This is a genomic window from Rhodophyticola sp. CCM32 (assembly GCF_004751985.1).
GTDB lineage: Bacteria > Pseudomonadota > Alphaproteobacteria > Rhodobacterales > Rhodobacteraceae > Rhodophyticola.
Window position 1 is genome coordinate 917,069 of sequence record NZ_CP038492.1, and the last position, 17,914, is coordinate 934,982.

Below are 17,914 nucleotides of genomic sequence, written 5' to 3' on the forward strand. Positions count from 1 at the left end.
CGCGACCTCATAAAACCTGATGCGATGGATGCGGGCCATGGCACGCGGCAGGTTGTTGTGCTCAACCCCAACAGTTCCACCGATGTCACCGCGTCGATGGATGCCTGTCTGGCGCATCAAAGGACGCTGACGGCCCATCATATCACCTGCCACACCCTGGCCGGGGCCCCGATCGGGATCGAAACCGATGCCGATGTGAATCAGGTCGGCCCGATGGTTGAAGGGTTCGTGCGTGCCACACCGGCGGATGCGTATGTGATCGCCTGTTTCTCTGACCCGGGGGTGGCGGGCCTGCGCCGGGCGGGCATGCCGCTGGTTTTCGGCATTGCCGAGGCGGCCTATGTGGGCGCGCTTCTGCATGGGGACCGGTTCGGGGTGATCTCGCTGGGGGCGTCATCGGTGGCGCGGCACCGGCGGATGATCGAGGGTTTCGGCCTGCTCTCGCGGCTGGCGGGGGACCGGGCCGTTGATATGTCGGTGGCCGAGGCGAATGATTTTGATGCCGCACATGCGGCCATCGCCCGCACCGGTGCTGCATTGATCGAGGATGGGGCGCAGGTTTTGATCCTGGGATGCGCGGGCATGGGCAATCAGCGCGCGGCGTTGCAGGCCGATCTGGGCTGCGTCGTGCTGGACCCGGTGCAGGCTGCGGTCTCTGCCGCGGTCACAGCGCTGGATATGGGATACGGGGCGGAAACATTGCATGTATGACAGGATCATCAAGGGCCGGATCGTCACGGATGCGGATATTCTGAACGATGGCTGGGTTGCGGTAACTGACGGGCGCATCGCCGAAATCGGCCAGGGCACCGCAGCGCAGGCGCGCGAGACGGTCGATCACGGCACGGATTATATCCTGCCCGGTGTGGTCGATGGCCAGACCCATGCCACCAGTTGCCAGGGCCTCAAGGGGATCGAGGAAACGACACAAGGGGCGCTGGCGGGCGGTGTGACCACATTGGTCGACATGCCCTATGACAACCCCCTGCCGCTGGACCGGCCCGAAAGGTTCGACGCGAAGGCCGAGGCGATTGCCACCCATGCCCATGCGGATATGGCGCTTTACGGGACGCTCACCACCGAAACCGGGACAGGCCAGTTGCAGGCTCTGCGCGCGCGCGGCGTGGTGGCCTTCAAAATCTCGTCTTTCGAGAGCAGCCCGACACGGTTCCCCCGCATCCCTGCGGATCTGATGCTGGATTTGATGGAGGCGCTGGCCCCGACCGATCTGCCGATTGGTCTGCATAACGAGGATCAGGAAATTGTGCTGGCCCGGATGGTGGCGGCCCGTGCGGCCGGGGAGGACGGGATCGAAGCCCATGCCAGAGCCCGCCCGCTGGCTGCCGAACTGGCCGCGACCGGGCATTTCATGGCCCTGGGTGAGGCGGCGGGCGCGCATGTGCACCCGGTGCATCTGACGGCACAGGCGGGGTTCGATCTGGTCGCCTCCTTCACCGCCCGTGGCGCCCGCGCGACCGGTGAGCTGTGCGTGCATTACCTGGCCCTTGACGCGGCGGAGGATGGCGCGCGGCTGGGCGCGCGGATGAAGGTGAACCCGCCGATCCGGGCCGGGGCCATTGACGGGCTGTGGCGGGCGGTGACGGGGGGCAAGGTTGCGCTGATCTCATCGGATCATTCAAGCTGGCCCATCGACAACAAGCTGACCGCCTCGATCTTTGATGCAGGCGCAGGCGTGCCCGGGGTCGAGACGCTGCTGCCGCTGTTCTGGACCCTGGCCGAACGCCGGGGTCTTGATGCGCCGCGGCTCTGTGCCACGATGCTGTCGGACCGGCCCGCGCAGTTCTTCGGGATCGACCATGCCAAGGGCCGGATCGCCGTCGGGCGTGAGGCTGATCTGGCGGTGCTGGAAACCGGCAGCTTTCCCTTTGAGGCATCCCGCGCCCATGATGGCCTGCGCTGGAGCCCGTTTGACGGCGATATCTTCGATGCGCGCGTTGTCGCCACCTATCTGCGTGGTGCGATGGCCTGGGATGGCAGCAAGATTGTGAATGCGCCCGGTGACGGGCGGCTGGTGAAACGTATGACAGGGGGCTGGTTCGCCCCGACGGGAGGTACTTGATATGGCCCTTATCCACAGCAAGACGCGGGGCGTCTTTGTCATCTCGGTCACGCCCTTTACCCCGGAAGGGGCCATCGACTGGGACAGTTTGGACCGGGTGACGGATTTCTATCTGGAGGCGGGCGCCGATGGCCTGACCATTCTGGGGATGATGGGGGAGGCCCCGAAAATGACCCAGGAGGAGGCATTGGCGATCTCTGAACGGGTGATCGCGCGGGCGGGGGATGCACCGGTTGTCGTCGGCGTCTCGGCCCCGGGGCTTGCCGCGATCGGGTCTCTCGGCCGTGCGGTGATGGATCTGGGGGCGGCGGGCGTGATGGTGGCCCCGCCCGGCAGCTTGGCCACCGACCCGCAGATCCACGCCTATTACGGTCATGTGGTGCGCGAAGTGGGCGCGGATATACCTGTGGTCCTGCAGGATTTCCCGCTGGCCACCAAGGTTGCAATCAGTGACGAGGTGCTGGGCCGGATCATCAGGGATTACCCCTCAATCGTCATGCTCAAGCACGAGGATTGGCCCGGCCTGTCGAAGATCAGCCGCATCCGCGCGGCCGAGGCGGAGGGCCAGAGGCGCATCTCGATCCTTTGCGGCAATGGCGGCAATTTCCTGCCCGAGGAAATGGCCCGTGGGGCTGATGGCGCGATGACCGGCTTTGGCTATCCTGAGATGTTGGTGCAGATCGTGGCCCTGTCAGCGGCGGGGGAGGCGGTGCGGGCGATGGATCTGTTCGATGCCTATCTGCCGCTGATCCGCTACGAGGCGCAACCGGGTCTGGGCCTTGCCGTGCGCAAACATGTGCTGGCCCGGCGGAGCGCCATCGCCTCGCCCGCCCTGCGCGCGCCCGGAGGCGGGCTGGATGCGGTGTCGGCGGCAGAGGTCGATCTGCTGATGGATCGTCTTTCTGACCGGCTATAGCGTTTCGGGTTTACCCTAAAGCTTCGGCCTGAAATCCTTCACCACCCCGCACCATGCTCCCGCCCGGCGGCACCGCCGGGCCGCGCCCACGGGGCGCGGGCGCTTCGCTTCCTGCCCCTCGGTTCGGGCGATGCCCTCCACGAAATGCATGTGCGGTGCATATTACATGGACGATGCTCTAGAATAGACCGCATCGAAAACCGCGTTCGAGCCAAAGGCGAGAGGTAGCTTCTTCGATCCAAGGCTTGCCCGAAACGCTTTGGCAAACCTGTAGCCGTTCGGGCCTGCACCGGATCGACCTGCCGGGTCAGACCAGCGGTGGCGCGATTTGTGGAGCCGCCGGGTCGCTGGCCACGCCCAGACGCAGGGGGGTGCGGGCAAAAGCCGTCAGGAAGGCGGCCAGACGGTCAACCGTGATCTCTGCAATCTCGGCTCCGGTCTTGGCCGTGGCGGCGCCGGGATCGCCGAAATACCCGCAATCATCTGCCTGAAAGATCGCGGCCCAGCCTGCGCCAAACGCGGTGATCGGATCCTCCTCATGGCCCGGTGCGATCCAGGGCTGCGTGTCACGGGGCGGCAGGCCCTGCACGCGATCCGCGATATCTGCGGCCTCGGCCCCGGGGCAGACATGAAGCATCAAGGCTGTCTCCTGCTCGCAGGCATGGCCGGGGCGGGGCAGGGTGCCATGCAGATATCCGGGCAAGTCACGTTCGGATGGGGCAAAATAATCAACCATTCCCACCGGCAGCCCGTCGGTGATCAACTGCCCCGCCAGCGCCCGCAGCGGCGCGGAATTGCCGCCATGGCCGTTGACGAACATGACCCGCCCGAAACCTGCGCCGATGATCGACCGGGCCATATCCCCCAGCAGCGCCAGATAGGTCTCCAGCCGCAGGCTGATCGTGCCGGGCAGGCTCAGATGATGCGGGGCGAAGCCGAAGGGCACGGACGGGGCGACAACAACCGGCATGTCCGTCATCCGGGCGGCGGCGCGGGTGGCCATCTCGGTCGCCAGCCGAACATCGGTATCCACCGGCAGATGATCGCCATGTTGTTCAATCGACCCGGTGGGCACGAGAACAAGAGCCTTGCGGTCGCGGGCTTCGGCCAGCTCTGTGCGGGTCATGGAGGCCCAGATCAGCGGGGTATCGCTCACATGTCACCTGCTTCTTTGGAGGGGGTGGCACAGACCGCGATCACCAGCCCTGCCTCACCGATGATATGGCGATAGCGATAGTCTTTTGGCAGATACATCGCGTCGCCGGGCCTGAATCTGTGCGTCTCGCCCGTGGCCTCGACGATCTGCTCGGACCAGCCATGCAGGCAGTAGAGGATCACCTCATGTTTCCCGTCACCTTCGACGATAGTGTCGAAATGCGGCATATAGGTTGTGATATGAAATGACATCGGTGCGCCATGCAGCTTGTTGGTGATCAGCCGGTGGCTGAATTCCTGCCCCTCATGCACCCAGGTCAGGGCCACATCCTCTTGCCGGGACCATTGGATTTTCTGTTCGCTCATGTGTTCGCCTTCCGGTTGGGGTGCGCGTCGATATGGTCGCGCAATTCGCTCCAGGGGAGCCAGAGATAAGGGCCCAGCCCCGACAGCCGTGAAAAGGGCACGACGCGCGGCGGGGTGACGGGCAGGGGGAAATCGGCCTCTGCGGTTCGGCCTGACATCAGCCCGGCAATGGCCCGGCCAAGCGCGGTCGCCAGTGCCACGCCACGCCCGTTGCAGCCGATGGCCCCGTAGAGACCCGGTTCCAGCCGGATCATCCGGGGCAAAGCGTCAAGCGTAGCGGCGATTGTCCCTGACCACAGATATTCCGCTTCAAGCGGCGGCAGGTCCGGGGCGAAGCCGGCGATGCGCGCGATGAACCGGCGGCGCGCGCGGTGCGCGCGACCGGGCAGGGGCAGGGCCATGCCGCCGGTCAGCAGGCGGTGATCTTCGGACCAGCGCAGCGCGAATGTATGGCGGCGGGTGTCGGCCACGGGTGCCCCGTCCGGCAGCAGACGGGCGCGGATCTCTGCGGGCAGGGGTTGCGTGGCGACCTGATAGACCTTCACCGGTATGATTGACTGCCGCATCCGGGGGCAAAGCACCCCGACCATGGCATTTGTCGTCAACAGGACCTGACGCGCGTCGATCTGCCCTTTGGCGCTTGTGACCCGCCAGCCCTTGCCCTGCGGGGTCATGGCGGTGACGGCGGTTTCTCCATGAACCCGCGCACCTGCGGCGATCACCGCCCGGGCCAGGCCGCGCGCATAGGCCAGCGGGTTAAGCTGCCCGCCGGAGGCAACGCGCAGACCGCCATGAAGACCGGGCAGACCAGTGCGCGCCCGCATTTCGTCCCGGTCGAGGAAGGCCGCATCGACGCCGCTGTCGCGCAGGTCGGGCAGGCGCAACAGAAGCCTTTTTTCGGCCTCGGCGCTGTGGCCCGGTTGCAACCAGCCGCTGCGGGTTGCCGCAGCCTTGATGCCGTGCTGCGCGATCAGATCAAAGACCGCATCGCCGGAGCCGGCCACAAGCCGCAACAGGCGGTCGGCATGGGTGTCGCCCAGAAGCGCGCGTGTCTCGGCCGGCCCCAGCCCCGATTTCAGGCTGGGCACGACGAAACCGGTGTTGCGCCCCGATGCACCGAAGCCGGGCTGTGCCGCCTCCAGCAGGCGGACATCCAGCCCCGCCTGCGCGGCGTGAAGCGCGGTTGACAGTCCCAGAAACCCGGCGCCGATAATCACCAGATCGGCCTGCGTTTCGCCCTCCAGCGGCGGGCAGGCCGGTGCGGGCGGGGCAAGCTCGGCCCAAAGGGAGGGGGGCAGGCTCATAGCGCCGCCCCCGTCTTGAACCCGTCAAGAAGTGCGGCTTCGGCATCGCGGGGGGCGTAGGCATCGCCGATCACCATGACGGGTATGCCCATGGGTGCAAGCGCATCGGCCAGCGCCGTATCCGGCAGGCCGGGGATCGCCGCAACAAGGCTGTCGAAGGCGATGGAGAGGGCCGTATCGCGGGTGAAGATATTCTCGAACGTCACCTGCCCGCCCTCGATCCGAACGGGTTTGACCATCGGCAGCAGGTTCACCCGGGCAGAGAGAGCCTCGCGGTAGAAATGCGTGAGGTTCTGGATTTCCAGATGTTGCCCCACATGCGGTGTCGTCGCGCAGAGAGTGACGGTATGACCGGCCTGCGCAAAGCCGATGGCCGCAGCGATGGCGGGGGCACGGTGCAACTGATCCACGACCAGAATACGCCCGGTCGGCCCCGCCCCCCGGGCCCATCCCGCAACAGCAGCATCCAGGGAAAGAACCGGTATGCTGTCATCGCCGGGCAGGGCAAAGGGACGGGGCCGCGCCCCGGTGGCGAGGGTCACGGCATCGGGGGCGAGGCCCGCGATACGGGTCGCGTCTGCGGCCTTGCCATAGATGATGCGCACGCCCAGCCGGGTCAGTTCTGCCGCCTTATGGGTGACCAGACGCCGCCATTCGGCACGCCCGGGTGGCAGGGCAGCGAGATTCAGGCGACCGCCCAACTGGTCGCCGCGTTCCAGCAGCGTGACCCGGTGACCGCGCAGCGCCGCAAGGCGTGCGGCCTCCATCCCCGCCGGGCCGCCGCCAACCACAACCACATGCCTTGCGGTATCGGCCTGGTGAAATGGTCTTTCCCGCCCTGTCGCCGGGTTGCCGACGCAACTGATATGCCTGCCGCGAAACAGCCGCCCGAAACAGGCCTGTTCACAGCCGATGCAGGGCACAATCTCTGCCATCCGGCCGGTCCGCGCCTTTCGTGCCAGATGCGGATCAGCAATCAGACCGCGCGCCATCCCGGCCATATCCGCGTCACCCGCCGCCAGCATCTCTTCGGCGAAACCGGCGGTGGGAATACGGGTGCCGTGGATGACGGGCACATCGACAGCCTCCCGGATGCGGCGTGCCAGCGGGCGGAACGGGCCGGGCGGCAGGCCCATGGGCGGTTCATGCAGCATGTTGGACACCAGATTGCCATCGCTGCCCGCGCTGACATCCACATAATCCAGCCGCCCGGCTGCCACCAGATGCGGCACGATCCGCGCCATATCGGCGCCGGTCAACCCGCCGGGCACAAGTTCGTCCCCGGAACAGCGGATGCCCAATGGCACCTTCGCCCCGATCCGGTCGCGGACAGCCGCCAGTATCTCGGTTGCGAAGCGCAGGCGGTTTTCCACGCTGCCGCCATAACCATCGCTGCGTTTGTTGGTCAGGGGCGACAGGAATTGCTGGACCAGAAGGCCGTGGCCGCAATGAATCTCGATCCCGTCCAGCCCGGCCTCGATGCAGCGGGCGGCGGCATCCGCATGGGCCTCGACCAGTTCGATGATTTCGGCCCCGGTCATGGCATGGGCGGCCTCTCCGTATTTCTCCTCATATCCGGGGGAGGCGGACCAGAGCGGCCCGGGGCGGGCGGAACTGGCAAACCCCATATGCGACAGATAGCCGAAAATGCGTGTGCCATGGGCCTGTACCCGGCGTGCCAGCCGCGCAAGGCCCGGAATGATACGGGCATCATAGTTGCACAACAGCCCGGTGATCCCGGGTGAGGAAGGATGCACCTGTTGCGAGCCCAGCATGATCAGCCCCACCTCGCCACGCGCCCGTTCCTCGTAATAGGCGATCATCCGGTCATTCGGGGTGCCGTCGGTGGGCATGCCGGTGCCATGGCCGGTCATGCACAGGCGGTTGCGGAGTGTCAGGCGACCCAGAGTGATCGGTGAAAGAAGGGTGGAAAACGCCGTTGCCGCCCGGTCGCCATCAGGCGGGGCCGTTGTGGAAACGGGTGTTTGGGGCATGGTGGCTCCGGGTGCAATCTTACAGGACGTCTCAGAAATATTGGCTGTGATATTTCAGTAAGTCAAACCTGTTTCTGCCCTTTTGCGCGCGGTCTCAGATTCCGATCGACCCGAAGCGGCGCGATGTGGCCAGCGCCTGAAACAGGCCCTGCCGGGTAACATCGTTATGCCGGATCATCAGCGCCCGCGCCGTGGCCCCGTCGCGGGCGGCCAATGCGTTGACGATGTCGATATGGTCGGTATTCGTTTCGGTATTCACATCCCGCAATTGTGCACCAAGATAAAAGAACCGCTCCAGCTCATAAATCTGCCTGGCCAGAATATCGTGCAGCCGCGCATTGCGGGAGGCCCGCGCGATGGCCAGATGAAAATCGCGGTTGGCGGCGATGAAGGTCTCGATCGTGGGGGTTTCGCCCTGAAGATACACAACATTGGCCAGACCGCGCAGCTCATCCAGTTCCGCATCGGTGATATGTTCGCAGGCCAGTTCCGCCGCGCCCGCCTCGATGATTGTGCGCAGGTCGAACAGTTCATTCATATCGCCGAAAGTGATCGGCGTGATCTGATAGCCCCGGCGCGGAAAAGTCCGCACCAGCCCTTCCTGCCGCAGGCTGGCAAGCGCTTCCCGGACCGGGGTTTTGGAGACGTCAAAGCGGTCGGCCAACTCGGATTCCGAGATCTCCATTCCCGGTTCCAGCTTGCAGCTGAGGATTTCACTGCGCAGACGGGTATAGACCTTTTCGGTCAGCGACGGGGCCTTGCCGGCCCGTTTCCGGCGGCCCGGTTTGCCAGTGACCCGTGGCGATATCTGTGTGTCGTCCATCGGTCCTCCCTCAATATGATCTGTGTATAGTCAAACCCGCCTGCGCGGTTCGCAGGACTCTGAGATTTTCAATACCATCTTTCGTAAGATATTAGTGATACGAAGGGAAGGACAAGCTGTGCACAACCCGCATGGTGGAGATGTGGTCCGACATTTGCGTCAAGGGCGGGAATGGGCGCGGTTCATTGTGCCCTTTGACCTGCCGGAGCCGCGAAAGGCCGGTCGCGGCTTTTTTCTGTGTTGCATCAGATCAATGTTGATTGCTATATCCCCAAAACCTGCTCGGAAAAGAGACGAAGAGACGGTTTGCCCCTATAGCTCAGCTGGTAGAGCATCTGATTTGTAATCAGAGGGTCCGCGGTTCGAGTCCGTGTGGGGGCACCATTTTACATTTCAATGTGAAATCCGCTAAAAACTCATAGATTACAGATGTTTGCGGAGTTCGATAGCCGCTTTGGCGGTCATGTGCCAATGGGGCTTTGAAGGCCGCTTTAATGATGGTTTTCTTCACGAGAAGTGATCCGTTTTCATAGATATTCCAAGGGTTTGAGAGGAAGCCGCGCAAGAGTTCGATAATTTCACGGAGGCTGCGTGTGGGTTTCGTGGTGTGGGACAGCTTATCCGTGAGCAAAAGCTTCTCCTCTTCGAGTTTCGCGATCTTGCTTTCAAGCGCCGCCATGACCTTTGGATTCGTCGTTTCAACCATGCGTTCAACAAGCGTGTCTTGTTGCTTGTCCAACTCTTTGTGTTGACGCTTGATTGAGGCTTTCGCTTGTTTTGCCTGGCTCAGAGATCGGTGTCGCTCATCAAGCCACCTCCAGAAGCGGTGCGCGTGCCGCCATCGCGAAGAAATGTGACAAATCATCAAAACGGAATGCGTCAAGCGAGAGACCATTGTTCTCTGACAGGCGCAACTTGGATTGCGTCATGTCGAAGGTCGGCAGCAAATAGTAGTCCAGTGGCAGCTCGTTCATCTGTCCCATCCGGACGACGATCGTCATATCGGGCAAGTGCCCTGCATCGAGGCGAATGTTCCATCGAAACGCACCAGCGCCGGTCTGCATGCAGCGCGCAATGACAATAGACACTGTGAACTCGTCATTGATCGTTAAGATGTCGGTTTGTGGGGCGCGATTGGCCAGTCCGCCGACCGCCTCAACACCAGAAATGGTATCACTTACGATATCAGCATGGACGCCACGCAGGCGTTTGTTGATTTCAATGTAGCGATAGTCTCGATCCGGTTTGAAACCAACAAGACTGTAGGCTCGCAGCAGGCTGCCAAACCGGCTTTGATACGCGCCGCTTGACGGTAGACCTGCGGCTTCGTTGATCACAAAACCAGAGAGAAATCCGTGTTGTTCCAGCGTTTCTTTCAGACTTTCAAGCATTTCTTCGTCAGACATCCGCTGAGAACGTGCGCCGATAATGGCCCCCGCAGCCTCGAAAAGGTCTGTACTGACGATGGCTTCAAAGGCACCAACTGCGCGCACCCAATTGCTGGGATCATTGCGGACATGGCGTTTCTTCAGTTTGAATGAGTTGCGGTTCCAGATGTTGTTGCCGATATACTTTTCGTTGGTAAGGATTTGGCGCACAACGGTTGGTGTCCAGCTTCTGTCCAGATCGGTTTTGATCCCGCGCGCATTGAGGTCGGCGGCGATTTCCGCCTCGGCTTGACCGTCGCGGACAAAACTCTCGAAGATCTGGTTTACAACTGCAATCTCATCATCAGGCCCCGGCACCAAGGTGACGCGATCTGTTTGAATGCTTTTGTGCTCGCCGCGCGTTAGAATGCCTTTTGCATTGCCCGCTTCATCAATCAGCATGCGCCTTAGGCCAAATCCGGGCGCACCGCCCTGCCTGTAGCCCAATTCGATGAGGCGGGATTGGCCAGCAAAAACCTTTTGCGACAGCTCTCTGCTGTACTCACCAGCCATCGCACGCTTCAAGCCTTTGACGACAGTTGACATCGTACTGCCATCGTTTTCGAATTGCTCGGCGCAGTATTCGACAGAAATGCCCGCTCGCTTGCAGGCATACTCATAGTAGGCACTTTCATCAGCGTCCTGAAAGCTACCCCAGCGGCTGACGTCGTAGACCAAAACGGTCTTGAAGTCGGCGCGGCCGCTTTCAATATCGTCGATCAACTGCGTAAGGCCAGCGCGGCCTTGAATACGCAGACCGCTCTTTCCCGCATCCGAATAGGTCTTGATGATCTGATACCCGCGCTCATCGGCGTATCGGCGGATTTCATCCGCTTGGTTTGCTGTCGAGTAGCGCTGATGCTCCGTCGACATGCGGACATATTGCGCAGCTTTGCGGCGATTTCCTTCTTCTTGATCAACATCTGGCCAGCTCAATGCTGCGGCCCTCCATCATCCAAATTCTTAAACCTGCGCGGGATCTTTGCGATTCCTTGTTCCATTTTTAGCATGGGAAGGGCGGCAAGATGTTTCCGAAGACAGGCAACACTTTTCAAAATGGAGGCGCAAAAGAGAACGCGCAGATAGAATACCGTGACGCAGTTTGGAGGGCATTGACGAGTGAGTTGGGCGGCACACATCAGGCGACCAAGACGGCGATGCGGTGGACAGGCGTAAGTGAGCGGACCGCGAGAAACTGGATTTCAGGCACTCATGCGCCGGCAGGAGAACATCTGGTCGAGTTGATGAGAAACTCTGATGCCGTATTTTTAGCGGTGCTCTCTCTTGCGGGACGCAGCGAGGCGCATGTGTTTGCCAGCCTGGATGTGGTCAGAACGGAACTTGAAACCATGCTGCAGGCAATTGGTACGCTTCAAGAGCAGGGACACCCGATCAGAACAGGTAATTGACCAGAATTTCGGATTTTGCCCTTGAATGGCAGTTTTATGGGGTCATGAATGGTAAAACCACATATAATGCCGAAATCTGGGTTGAATGAATTCAAAGGCTTACAAAAGTGAAATGGCAATACTATGGGGCAATCTACAAACCTGTCGTTATTTCATCATAATTCTGCCTTACGCCGCATTTAGCATAACGGTGTCTTATACGGAGCCGTTCATACATGTCACTGGTCGCGCGTTTTGTGGGTATAACCATTGTTGTTTTAATGACTCTCAGCCCCGCCTTTGCGCAGCAGCGCCAGACGCTTGGCGTCGGCACCGTCATCACCAATGATTTTCCCGACAATGACCGCTGGCGTACAGGGTCTTACGCCTTATCCTTCATTCGCGGCCCGGAATGGCAGGGGCAACTGACCCCGCATCTGGGCGATGTGGTTGAATACCGGTTCCGAGGGGAGGCCATCTCGCCTGATAATCTGCAAAACCCCAGCCCCTCAGACAGGCTCTATGCAGGTATTCTCAGCTTCGGGGCCCATCTGCATTTTGACTTCCACGGATATGACGTGACCGCTGGGGCCGATCTGATTGCGGTGGGCGAACAGACCAGGATTGATGAGTTTCAGTCAGCGCTCCATGATGTGGTTGGTCTGCAACAGATCAACATAGACAATTTCCAGATCCACAATGCATTTTACCTGCATGGCACGCTTGAAGTTGCCCGAGATCTGCAATTTTCCCGTGGGTCGGTACGCCCGTTTGTTGAGCTTCAGGTTGGTGCCGAAGATATGATACGCGCCGGTGTCGATGTGACAATCGGCGGCTTTGGCGACGGTGGCCTGCGGGTGCGCGACGTGGTCTCCGGTCAGCGAGTAAATGCAATTAATGGTTTGGAAGGAAAGGATTTTTCCTTTCTTCTTGGGGGTGATGTCGCCTATGTCGACAGTTCGAAATATCTGCCGGAAGAGCGTGGATACCAGGTGGAAGACACCCGCTATCGTTTGCGGTTTGGTATAAATTACCGGCTGCGTAATGACGCGAATATTTTCTACGGGGCGACCTATCTGTCCGAGGAATTTGTCGGTCAACCCGAAGGGCAGTTTGTTGGCTCGCTCTCTATCGGCTGGATATTTTAGATATAATCAGACTTCCCCAAATCTGTGTGTTCTGTTAATTTTTCCGCAGAACAGGCTGAAAAGGCCGAATAAAAACACGTATGAGGCGGGACAGATGGGCACGGGCTTTCGGGGTGCGTTCATGATTTCATGGGCGCAAACCTTTATCGAGGGATTTCCGGCAGAGCAGAATGATGACCTGGCCGAGGGGATGACCTGGCGCTGGCAGGGGCGTGCCTTGCCGTTGGAGGGCGAACATGCGGTCATGCTGTTGGGCGCCAGCCGCGACCATGATGAACTGCGCGCCCGCGCCGCCGGGGTCGTGCGCAAGATGCTGCAACAGGCCACACCAACGCCCGAGGAACAGGCCGCCGATGATGCCGATCCGCTGTTTCGCGGGGCTTTCATTTTGTCGGATGAGACGCGGTTTTATACGGCGGTGCCGGTTGTGCCCGCCGATGGCCGCCTGCCGATCCTGCTTTTTCCCGAAGATATCCCGCCTGTCGGGCGCAATCTGACGATCATTCAGGCCAGCCAGAAGATTGTGCCGCCTGTGGGCGATGATCAGCCTTCGGTCATCTGTTTTACACCCGGCACGCGGCTGCGCACTGAAAACGGTGAGGTTGCGATCGAGGATCTGGGGCCCGGTGACCGGGTCCTGACCCGCGATGACGGCCCGCAAGAGGTGTTATGGTCCGGTCACCGCCGGATGTCGGGCGCCCGCCTGTTCGCGATGCCCGATCAGCGACCGATCCGCATGCGCGCAGGCGCGCTTGGTATCGACCGGCCTGATGAAGACCTGATTGTGTCGCCGGAACATCGCGTTCTGGTCAAGGGCCGCGCGGCGATGGATCTCTGGGCAGAACCCGAGGTTCTGGTGCGTGCCATTGATCTGGTGGGGGACCGGTTCATCACGGTCGACCATTCCTTGCGCGAAACCTTCTATGTGCATCTGATGCTGGACCGGCATCAGGTGGTCTGGGCCAACGGGCTGGAGGTGGAAACCTTTCACCCCGGGTTCATGGGGTTGGGCCATCTTGAAACAGATCAGCGTGATCTGTTGCTGGAAACCCGGCCAGGCCTGCTGGACGACCCGCACAGCTATGGCCCCGCGGCGCGGCGTATGGTCAGCCGGGCCGAGGCCGCAATTCTGATGCATAAGGCAAGTGCCGCCGCCCATTGACACCCCCGTCGGGTCGTCTAAAAGGCGCGTTCTGTTCCGCCGGATATCTGGCGGGATATCCATTGGTGTTGGTGGCCCCCGCAAGGGATCGCCTGTCGGCCGGAACGGGGGTATCCCGCAAGGCAAAGGACAACGCCCTTCATTGGTATCTGTGCCCCGAAACCTGTGAACCGGTTTTAGGATCATGTGCAGAGCCGCTCAAAACGAAGGAGACCAGCCGTGACCAAACGCACGTCTGCCAAATACAAGCTTGACCGCCGGATGGGTGAAAACATCTGGGGTCGCCCGAAATCCCCGGTCAACCGCCGTGAATACGGCCCCGGCCAGCATGGCCAGCGCCGCAAGGGCAAGCTCAGCGATTTCGGTATCCAGCTGCGCGCCAAGCAGAAGCTGAAAGGCTATTACGGCGATCTGACCGAGAAACAGTTTCGCCGCATCTATGCCGAGGCTGAGCGGGTCAAAGGCGATACCGGTGAAAACCTGATCGGCCTTCTGGAACGCCGTCTGGACGCCGTGGTCTACCGCGCGAAATTCGTGCCGACCGTGTTTGCCGCACGTCAGTTCGTGAATCACGGTCATGTGCTGGTGAACGGCAAACGCGTCAACATCCCGTCTTACCGTGTGCAGGAAGGCGACGTGATCGAGGTGCGCGAGAAATCCAGACAGATGGCCGCAATTCTGGAAGCCGTGCAACTGCCCGAACGTGACGTGCCCGATTATATCGAGGCCGACCATTCCAAAATGACCGCCAGCTTCACCCGGACCCCGGGCCTGGGCGATGTGCCCTATCCGGTACATATGGAGCCGAACCTGGTCGTGGAATATTACGCCAAGAACTAAGCGCTTGGTGGGCGCTGCCCACCCCGTGTTCTGCTATAAGGGCCGTGCCGATACTGGCGCGGCCCTTTTGCTGTGATGCGTTGCATTTGTTCCGGTGCAGTATTTTGAACCGGCGGCATCCGCCCTTCGACCCATAAGGGACACATCCCAATCGAAGGAGCCCATGTTATGTATGCGATAGCCAGGAAGTTTGCCGCGATCAACGTCACCACCGATGATCGCAAAACCGATGACGGCCCCATCTACAGCCATGTGATCTTTCAACCCGCCCGTGATCTGACGATCGGAGATGGCAGCCATGACGGTTATCCCGGCGGCATCCCTTCTTCGACAGAGGTGCATGGCACAGGCGGCGATGATGAAATCGACCATTTCGTAGTCGGGATCGGTCAAAACCTCTATGGGTTTGCCGGTGATGACGAGATCACTGCCGGTTACGCGGATGACAGGATCTTCGGGGGTCTCGGCGATGACACGATCTATGCCAATGCGGGTGATGACGTTGTCGTGGGGGATGATGGCAATGATTTCCTCTACGGAGAGGCCGGGAATGACTCGATCCACGCGGGAGACGGTGCTGACCATATCTCTGGCGGCATAGATGACGATTTCATCTTTCTGATCGACGATGGGGATGTGGATATAGTTTATTTTCTGGCAGGTGATGGCCATGACGTGATCGACAATTTCGAGCTTGGTACTGATCAGGTGGCTTTGGGCAATTTCGGCTTTACATCTTTTGATCAGATTGATGCGCTGATCACCTATTCCGCAGATCAGGCGCTGCTGGATCTGGGCAATGGTGACACGATTATCTTCACCGGTCTGGACGGGTCTTTGGGCGCAGAAGATTTCGTCTTCTGAGGGTAATTTCTGCCATAGACCGCTCGGGCCGGATGGCTTGATGCGGTTTATGACAGACGGTTTTTCTGTGCAATCTGCCACCGCCGATCTGCATCAAAGCGGTTTTCGATTCAGATCAAACGCAAACCGCTATAAGCAACATGGGATCACCCTCGCCAATCTCTTCGTTCTGCGATAGGAGCCGGGCTATGGCTCTTGGCGACAGTTTCCGCATCATCACGATGGAACAGGCAAAAACGCTGCCCCGCTGGCGGCGGCCTCAGACGCTGTTGTTTGTGATGGCCTGTGCGATGCCCATTGCCTTCGCCACCTGGTCGGCGCTGTTGAATAATTTCGTGATCGAGATGGCGCAGTTTGATGGCTCTGACATCGGCTGGCTGCATACGGTGCGCGAGATCCCCGGGTTTCTGGCCATCGGGGTCATTGCCCTGATCCTGGTGATCCGCGAGCAGGTGCTGGGTCTGGTTGCCTTAATCCTGCTTGGCTTTGCCACGGCCCTGACCGCGCATTTCCCATCTCTTGGCGGGTTGCTGTTCGTCACCCTGCTCAGCTCGGTCGGGTTTCATTATTACGAGACGATCAACCAGTCCCTGCAATTGCAATGGATTGACAAGAAAGCCGCACCGCAGATGCTTGGCTGGTTGCTCAGCATGGGTTCGGCGGCGACGCTTCTGGCCTATGTGCTGATCGTGCTGACCTGGCGGGCCTATGATCTCAGCTATGACACGGTTTACTGGCTGGCCGGTGGCGTCACAGCGGCCATCGCGCTGATTTCGCTGATTGTCTATCCGCAATTCGAAAGTCCCAATCCGCAGGCCAAAAAGATGATCCTGCGGCGGCGCTACTGGCTGTATTACGTGTTGCAGTTCATGTCGGGCGCACGGCGGCAGATTTTCGTGGTGTTCGCTGCCTTCATGATGGTCGAACATTACAGCTATGAGGTGCATCAGATCACCGGGCTGTTCATGACGACCCTGCTGATCAACATGGGTGTCGCCCCGGTTCTGGGGCGGGCGGTTGCGTTCTTCGGGGAACGCGCGGCGCTGATCTTTGAATATGCCGGGCTGACGCTGGTTTTTGTGCTTTATGCGGGCCTGTATTATTTTGACTGGGGGCCATGGATGGCCGCCGCTCTTTATGTGATCAACCATCTATTCTTCAGCCTCGCGCTGGCAATCAAAACCTATTTCCAGAAAATCGCCGATCCGGGGGATATCGCGCCCACGGCGGCGGTTGCGTTCACCATCAATCATATCGCGGCGGTGTTTTTGCCGGTGGGCCTTGGCTTTCTCTGGCTCAGCTCGCCGATGTCGGTTTTTGTGCTGGCGGCGCTGATGGCGGCCGTTTCGCTGATGTTTTCGCTTCTGATCCCGCGCCACCCCCAACCGGGGCAGGAAACCGTCTTTATGCGGCCCCTGCCGGCCGCTGCCGAATAGGACATTGCGATGCCGACCTTCACAGCCCTGACCACCTTGCCCGGCAAAGCCGCCGCATATGCGTTGAGTGAGGCGCTTGAGGCGCTGGAGCCCACCGGTGTGGGCGTGTTCGAGATTGAGGATGGTTCGGGCCTCTGGGAAGTGGGCGGGTATTTCGAGGCCGCCCCGGATGAGGTGGCGCTGGCGCTTCTGGCTGCGGCCCATGGCGCCCGCGATTTCGCGGTCTCGGAATTGCCGGAAACCGATTGGGTGGCGCAGGTGCGCCGCGAACTGCACCCGGTTTCCGCCGGGCGGTTCTTTGTCTATGGCAGCCATGATGCGGATCTGTTGCCCGAGGATGCGGTGGGCTTGCTGATCGAGGCGGCGATGGCCTTCGGCACCGGTCATCACGGCACCACCCAGGGCTGTCTTGAGGCGCTGGATGCGCTGATATCCGAGGGGTTCGTGGCCGAAAACACCGTAGATATCGGATGTGGCACCGCCGTTCTGGCGCTGGCCGCGGCGAAAACCTGGCCCGCGCCGGTTCTGGCCAGCGATATTGATCAGGTGGCGGTTGACGTGGCCCGCGCCAATGCCCGGGCCAATGATCTGGGTGACTGCGTGATCTGTATCGAGGCGGCGGGGTTCGATCATCCCCGGCTTGTCGAAGCCGCGCCGTTTGACCTGATATTCGCCAATATTCTGAAAGGCCCGCTGATCGCCCTTGCCCCGGATATGGCGCGGCATTCCGCAGCCGGCGGGCGGGTCATTCTGTCGGGGCTTTTGCTGGCACAGGCCGATGATGTGATTGCCGCCTATGTCACGGCAGGGTTCACACTGATCCGCCGGGCGGAACTGGGCGATTGGGCCACGTTGACCTTAGGTCACTGAAAGGCTGGAAAGCTTCCTTAACTTCTGTTAACCAATGCGCAAGTGGGGGTAATACGTAATACGAGTTGTCCAAAATGAGTCGCCAAATTCACCATTTCAATCAAAGAATTAGCCGGATCGAGCGGGCGTATTCCGGTCGAA

The 17,914-nt window shown here is 60.7% G+C and carries 16 protein-coding genes and 1 tRNA gene; 11 read left to right on the forward strand and 6 right to left on the reverse strand.

Annotated elements, in window-relative coordinates; genetic code table 11:
- The first annotated feature begins 24 nt into the window (after nt 1–24).
- From E2K80_RS04425 to E2K80_RS04435, 3 genes are read left to right on the forward strand one after another with little or no spacing between them, the layout of a single operon-like run.
- Entirely contained in the window at nt 25–711 is a 687-nt protein-coding gene (locus E2K80_RS04425) for an aspartate/glutamate racemase family protein (protein ID WP_135373154.1), read from the forward strand.
- On the forward strand, nt 704–2,080 hold the full coding sequence (locus tag E2K80_RS04430; protein ID WP_135373156.1) for a dihydroorotase: 1,377 nt from the start codon (nt 704–706) through the stop codon (nt 2,078–2,080). The genes E2K80_RS04425 and E2K80_RS04430 overlap by 8 nt, the downstream gene beginning before the upstream one ends.
- A gap of 1 nt (nt 2,081) precedes the next feature.
- Nucleotides 2,082–2,996, forward strand: coding sequence for a dihydrodipicolinate synthase family protein (locus tag E2K80_RS04435; protein ID WP_135373158.1), 915 nt, complete (start codon nt 2,082–2,084; stop codon nt 2,994–2,996).
- 307 nt (nt 2,997–3,303) lie between these two features.
- On the opposite strand, the gene E2K80_RS04440 is transcribed toward E2K80_RS04435, so the two are convergent.
- The 5 genes from E2K80_RS04440 to E2K80_RS04460 form a co-directional block, all read right to left on the reverse strand.
- A complete protein-coding gene (locus tag E2K80_RS04440; RefSeq protein ID WP_238475657.1) occupies nt 3,304–4,152 on the reverse strand; it encodes a creatininase family protein in 849 nt (282 codons plus the stop codon).
- Nucleotides 4,149–4,517: an ectoine synthase gene (locus E2K80_RS04445; RefSeq protein ID WP_135373160.1), complete on the reverse strand. Its 369-nt coding sequence runs from the start codon at nt 4,515–4,517 to the stop codon at nt 4,149–4,151. Before E2K80_RS04445 ends, E2K80_RS04440 begins: the two co-directional genes overlap by 4 nt.
- Nucleotides 4,514–5,821, reverse strand: coding sequence for an NAD(P)/FAD-dependent oxidoreductase (locus E2K80_RS04450; RefSeq protein ID WP_135373162.1), 1,308 nt, complete (start codon nt 5,819–5,821; stop codon nt 4,514–4,516). The genes E2K80_RS04445 and E2K80_RS04450 overlap by 4 nt, the downstream gene beginning before the upstream one ends.
- Nucleotides 5,818–7,815: an oxidoreductase gene (locus E2K80_RS04455; RefSeq protein ID WP_135373164.1), complete on the reverse strand. Its 1,998-nt coding sequence runs from the start codon at nt 7,813–7,815 to the stop codon at nt 5,818–5,820. The genes E2K80_RS04450 and E2K80_RS04455 overlap by 4 nt, the downstream gene beginning before the upstream one ends.
- A 94-nt stretch (nt 7,816–7,909) precedes the next feature.
- Nucleotides 7,910–8,638, reverse strand: coding sequence for a GntR family transcriptional regulator (locus E2K80_RS04460; RefSeq protein ID WP_135373167.1), 729 nt, complete (start codon nt 8,636–8,638; stop codon nt 7,910–7,912).
- Between the two features lie 308 nt (nt 8,639–8,946).
- On the opposite strand from E2K80_RS04460, the gene E2K80_RS04465 reads away from it, so the two are divergent.
- A tRNA-Thr gene (locus E2K80_RS04465) sits at nt 8,947–9,022 on the forward strand.
- Between the two features lie 422 nt (nt 9,023–9,444).
- Here E2K80_RS04465 and E2K80_RS04475 read toward each other — a convergent pair.
- On the reverse strand, nt 9,445–11,001 hold the full coding sequence (locus E2K80_RS04475) for a recombinase family protein (protein WP_274379248.1): 1,557 nt from the start codon (nt 10,999–11,001) through the stop codon (nt 9,445–9,447).
- Between the two features lie 89 nt (nt 11,002–11,090).
- On the opposite strand from E2K80_RS04475, the gene E2K80_RS04480 reads away from it, so the two are divergent.
- The 7 genes from E2K80_RS04480 to E2K80_RS04510 all read left to right on the forward strand — a co-directional run bounded on the left by E2K80_RS04480 (nt 11,091) and on the right by E2K80_RS04510 (nt 17,773).
- A complete protein-coding gene (locus E2K80_RS04480) occupies nt 11,091–11,474 on the forward strand; it encodes a hypothetical protein (protein ID WP_135373169.1) in 384 nt (127 codons plus the stop codon).
- Nucleotides 11,475–11,734: 260 nt separating this feature from the next.
- The gene (locus tag E2K80_RS04485; protein WP_168193098.1) at nt 11,735–12,601 is read left to right on the forward strand and encodes a lipid A-modifier LpxR family protein; all 867 of its coding nucleotides are present in this window, start codon (nt 11,735–11,737) and stop codon (nt 12,599–12,601) included.
- Nucleotides 12,602–12,695: 94 nt separating this feature from the next.
- Complete coding sequence (locus E2K80_RS04490; protein ID WP_168193099.1) at nt 12,696–13,763, forward strand: Hint domain-containing protein; 1,068 nt, start codon at nt 12,696–12,698, stop codon at nt 13,761–13,763.
- A gap of 219 nt (nt 13,764–13,982) precedes the next feature.
- Nucleotides 13,983–14,603, forward strand: a complete 621-nt coding sequence (gene rpsD, locus E2K80_RS04495) for a 30S ribosomal protein S4 (RefSeq protein WP_135373176.1) — start codon at nt 13,983–13,985, stop codon at nt 14,601–14,603.
- 168 nt (nt 14,604–14,771) lie between these two features.
- Complete coding sequence (locus E2K80_RS04500; protein WP_135373178.1) at nt 14,772–15,467, forward strand: calcium-binding protein; 696 nt, start codon at nt 14,772–14,774, stop codon at nt 15,465–15,467.
- 188 nt (nt 15,468–15,655) lie between these two features.
- Nucleotides 15,656–16,903, forward strand: coding sequence for an MFS transporter (locus tag E2K80_RS04505; protein WP_135373181.1), 1,248 nt, complete (start codon nt 15,656–15,658; stop codon nt 16,901–16,903).
- 9 nt (nt 16,904–16,912) lie between these two features.
- Nucleotides 16,913–17,773: a 50S ribosomal protein L11 methyltransferase gene (locus tag E2K80_RS04510; RefSeq protein WP_135373183.1), complete on the forward strand. Its 861-nt coding sequence runs from the start codon at nt 16,913–16,915 to the stop codon at nt 17,771–17,773.
- Nucleotides 17,774–17,914 lie beyond the last annotated feature (141 nt).

Bases quoted from the DNA above. Each gene is read 5' to 3' on its own strand.
- E2K80_RS04450 (WP_135373162.1), bottom strand. From the start codon at position 5,821: ATGAGCCTGCCCCCCTCCCTTTGGGCCGAGCTTGCCCCGCCCGCACCG.
- E2K80_RS04485 (WP_168193098.1), top strand. From the start codon at position 11,735: ATGACTCTCAGCCCCGCCTTTGCGCAGCAGCGCCAGACGCTTGGCGTC.
- E2K80_RS04425 (WP_135373154.1), top strand. From the start codon at position 25: ATGGATGCGGGCCATGGCACGCGGCAGGTTGTTGTGCTCAACCCCAAC.
- E2K80_RS04455 (WP_135373164.1), bottom strand. From the start codon at position 7,815: ATGCCCCAAACACCCGTTTCCACAACGGCCCCGCCTGATGGCGACCGG.
- E2K80_RS04435 (WP_135373158.1), top strand. From the start codon at position 2,082: ATGGCCCTTATCCACAGCAAGACGCGGGGCGTCTTTGTCATCTCGGTC.
- E2K80_RS04445 (WP_135373160.1), bottom strand. From the start codon at position 4,517: ATGAGCGAACAGAAAATCCAATGGTCCCGGCAAGAGGATGTGGCCCTG.
- E2K80_RS04505 (WP_135373181.1), top strand. From the start codon at position 15,656: ATGGCTCTTGGCGACAGTTTCCGCATCATCACGATGGAACAGGCAAAA.
- E2K80_RS04500 (WP_135373178.1), top strand. From the start codon at position 14,772: ATGTATGCGATAGCCAGGAAGTTTGCCGCGATCAACGTCACCACCGAT.
- E2K80_RS04480 (WP_135373169.1), top strand. From the start codon at position 11,091: ATGTTTCCGAAGACAGGCAACACTTTTCAAAATGGAGGCGCAAAAGAG.
- E2K80_RS04430 (WP_135373156.1), top strand. From the start codon at position 704: ATGTATGACAGGATCATCAAGGGCCGGATCGTCACGGATGCGGATATT.
- E2K80_RS04490 (WP_168193099.1), top strand. From the start codon at position 12,696: ATGGGCACGGGCTTTCGGGGTGCGTTCATGATTTCATGGGCGCAAACC.
- E2K80_RS04510 (WP_135373183.1), top strand. From the start codon at position 16,913: ATGCCGACCTTCACAGCCCTGACCACCTTGCCCGGCAAAGCCGCCGCA.
- E2K80_RS04460 (WP_135373167.1), bottom strand. From the start codon at position 8,638: ATGGACGACACACAGATATCGCCACGGGTCACTGGCAAACCGGGCCGC.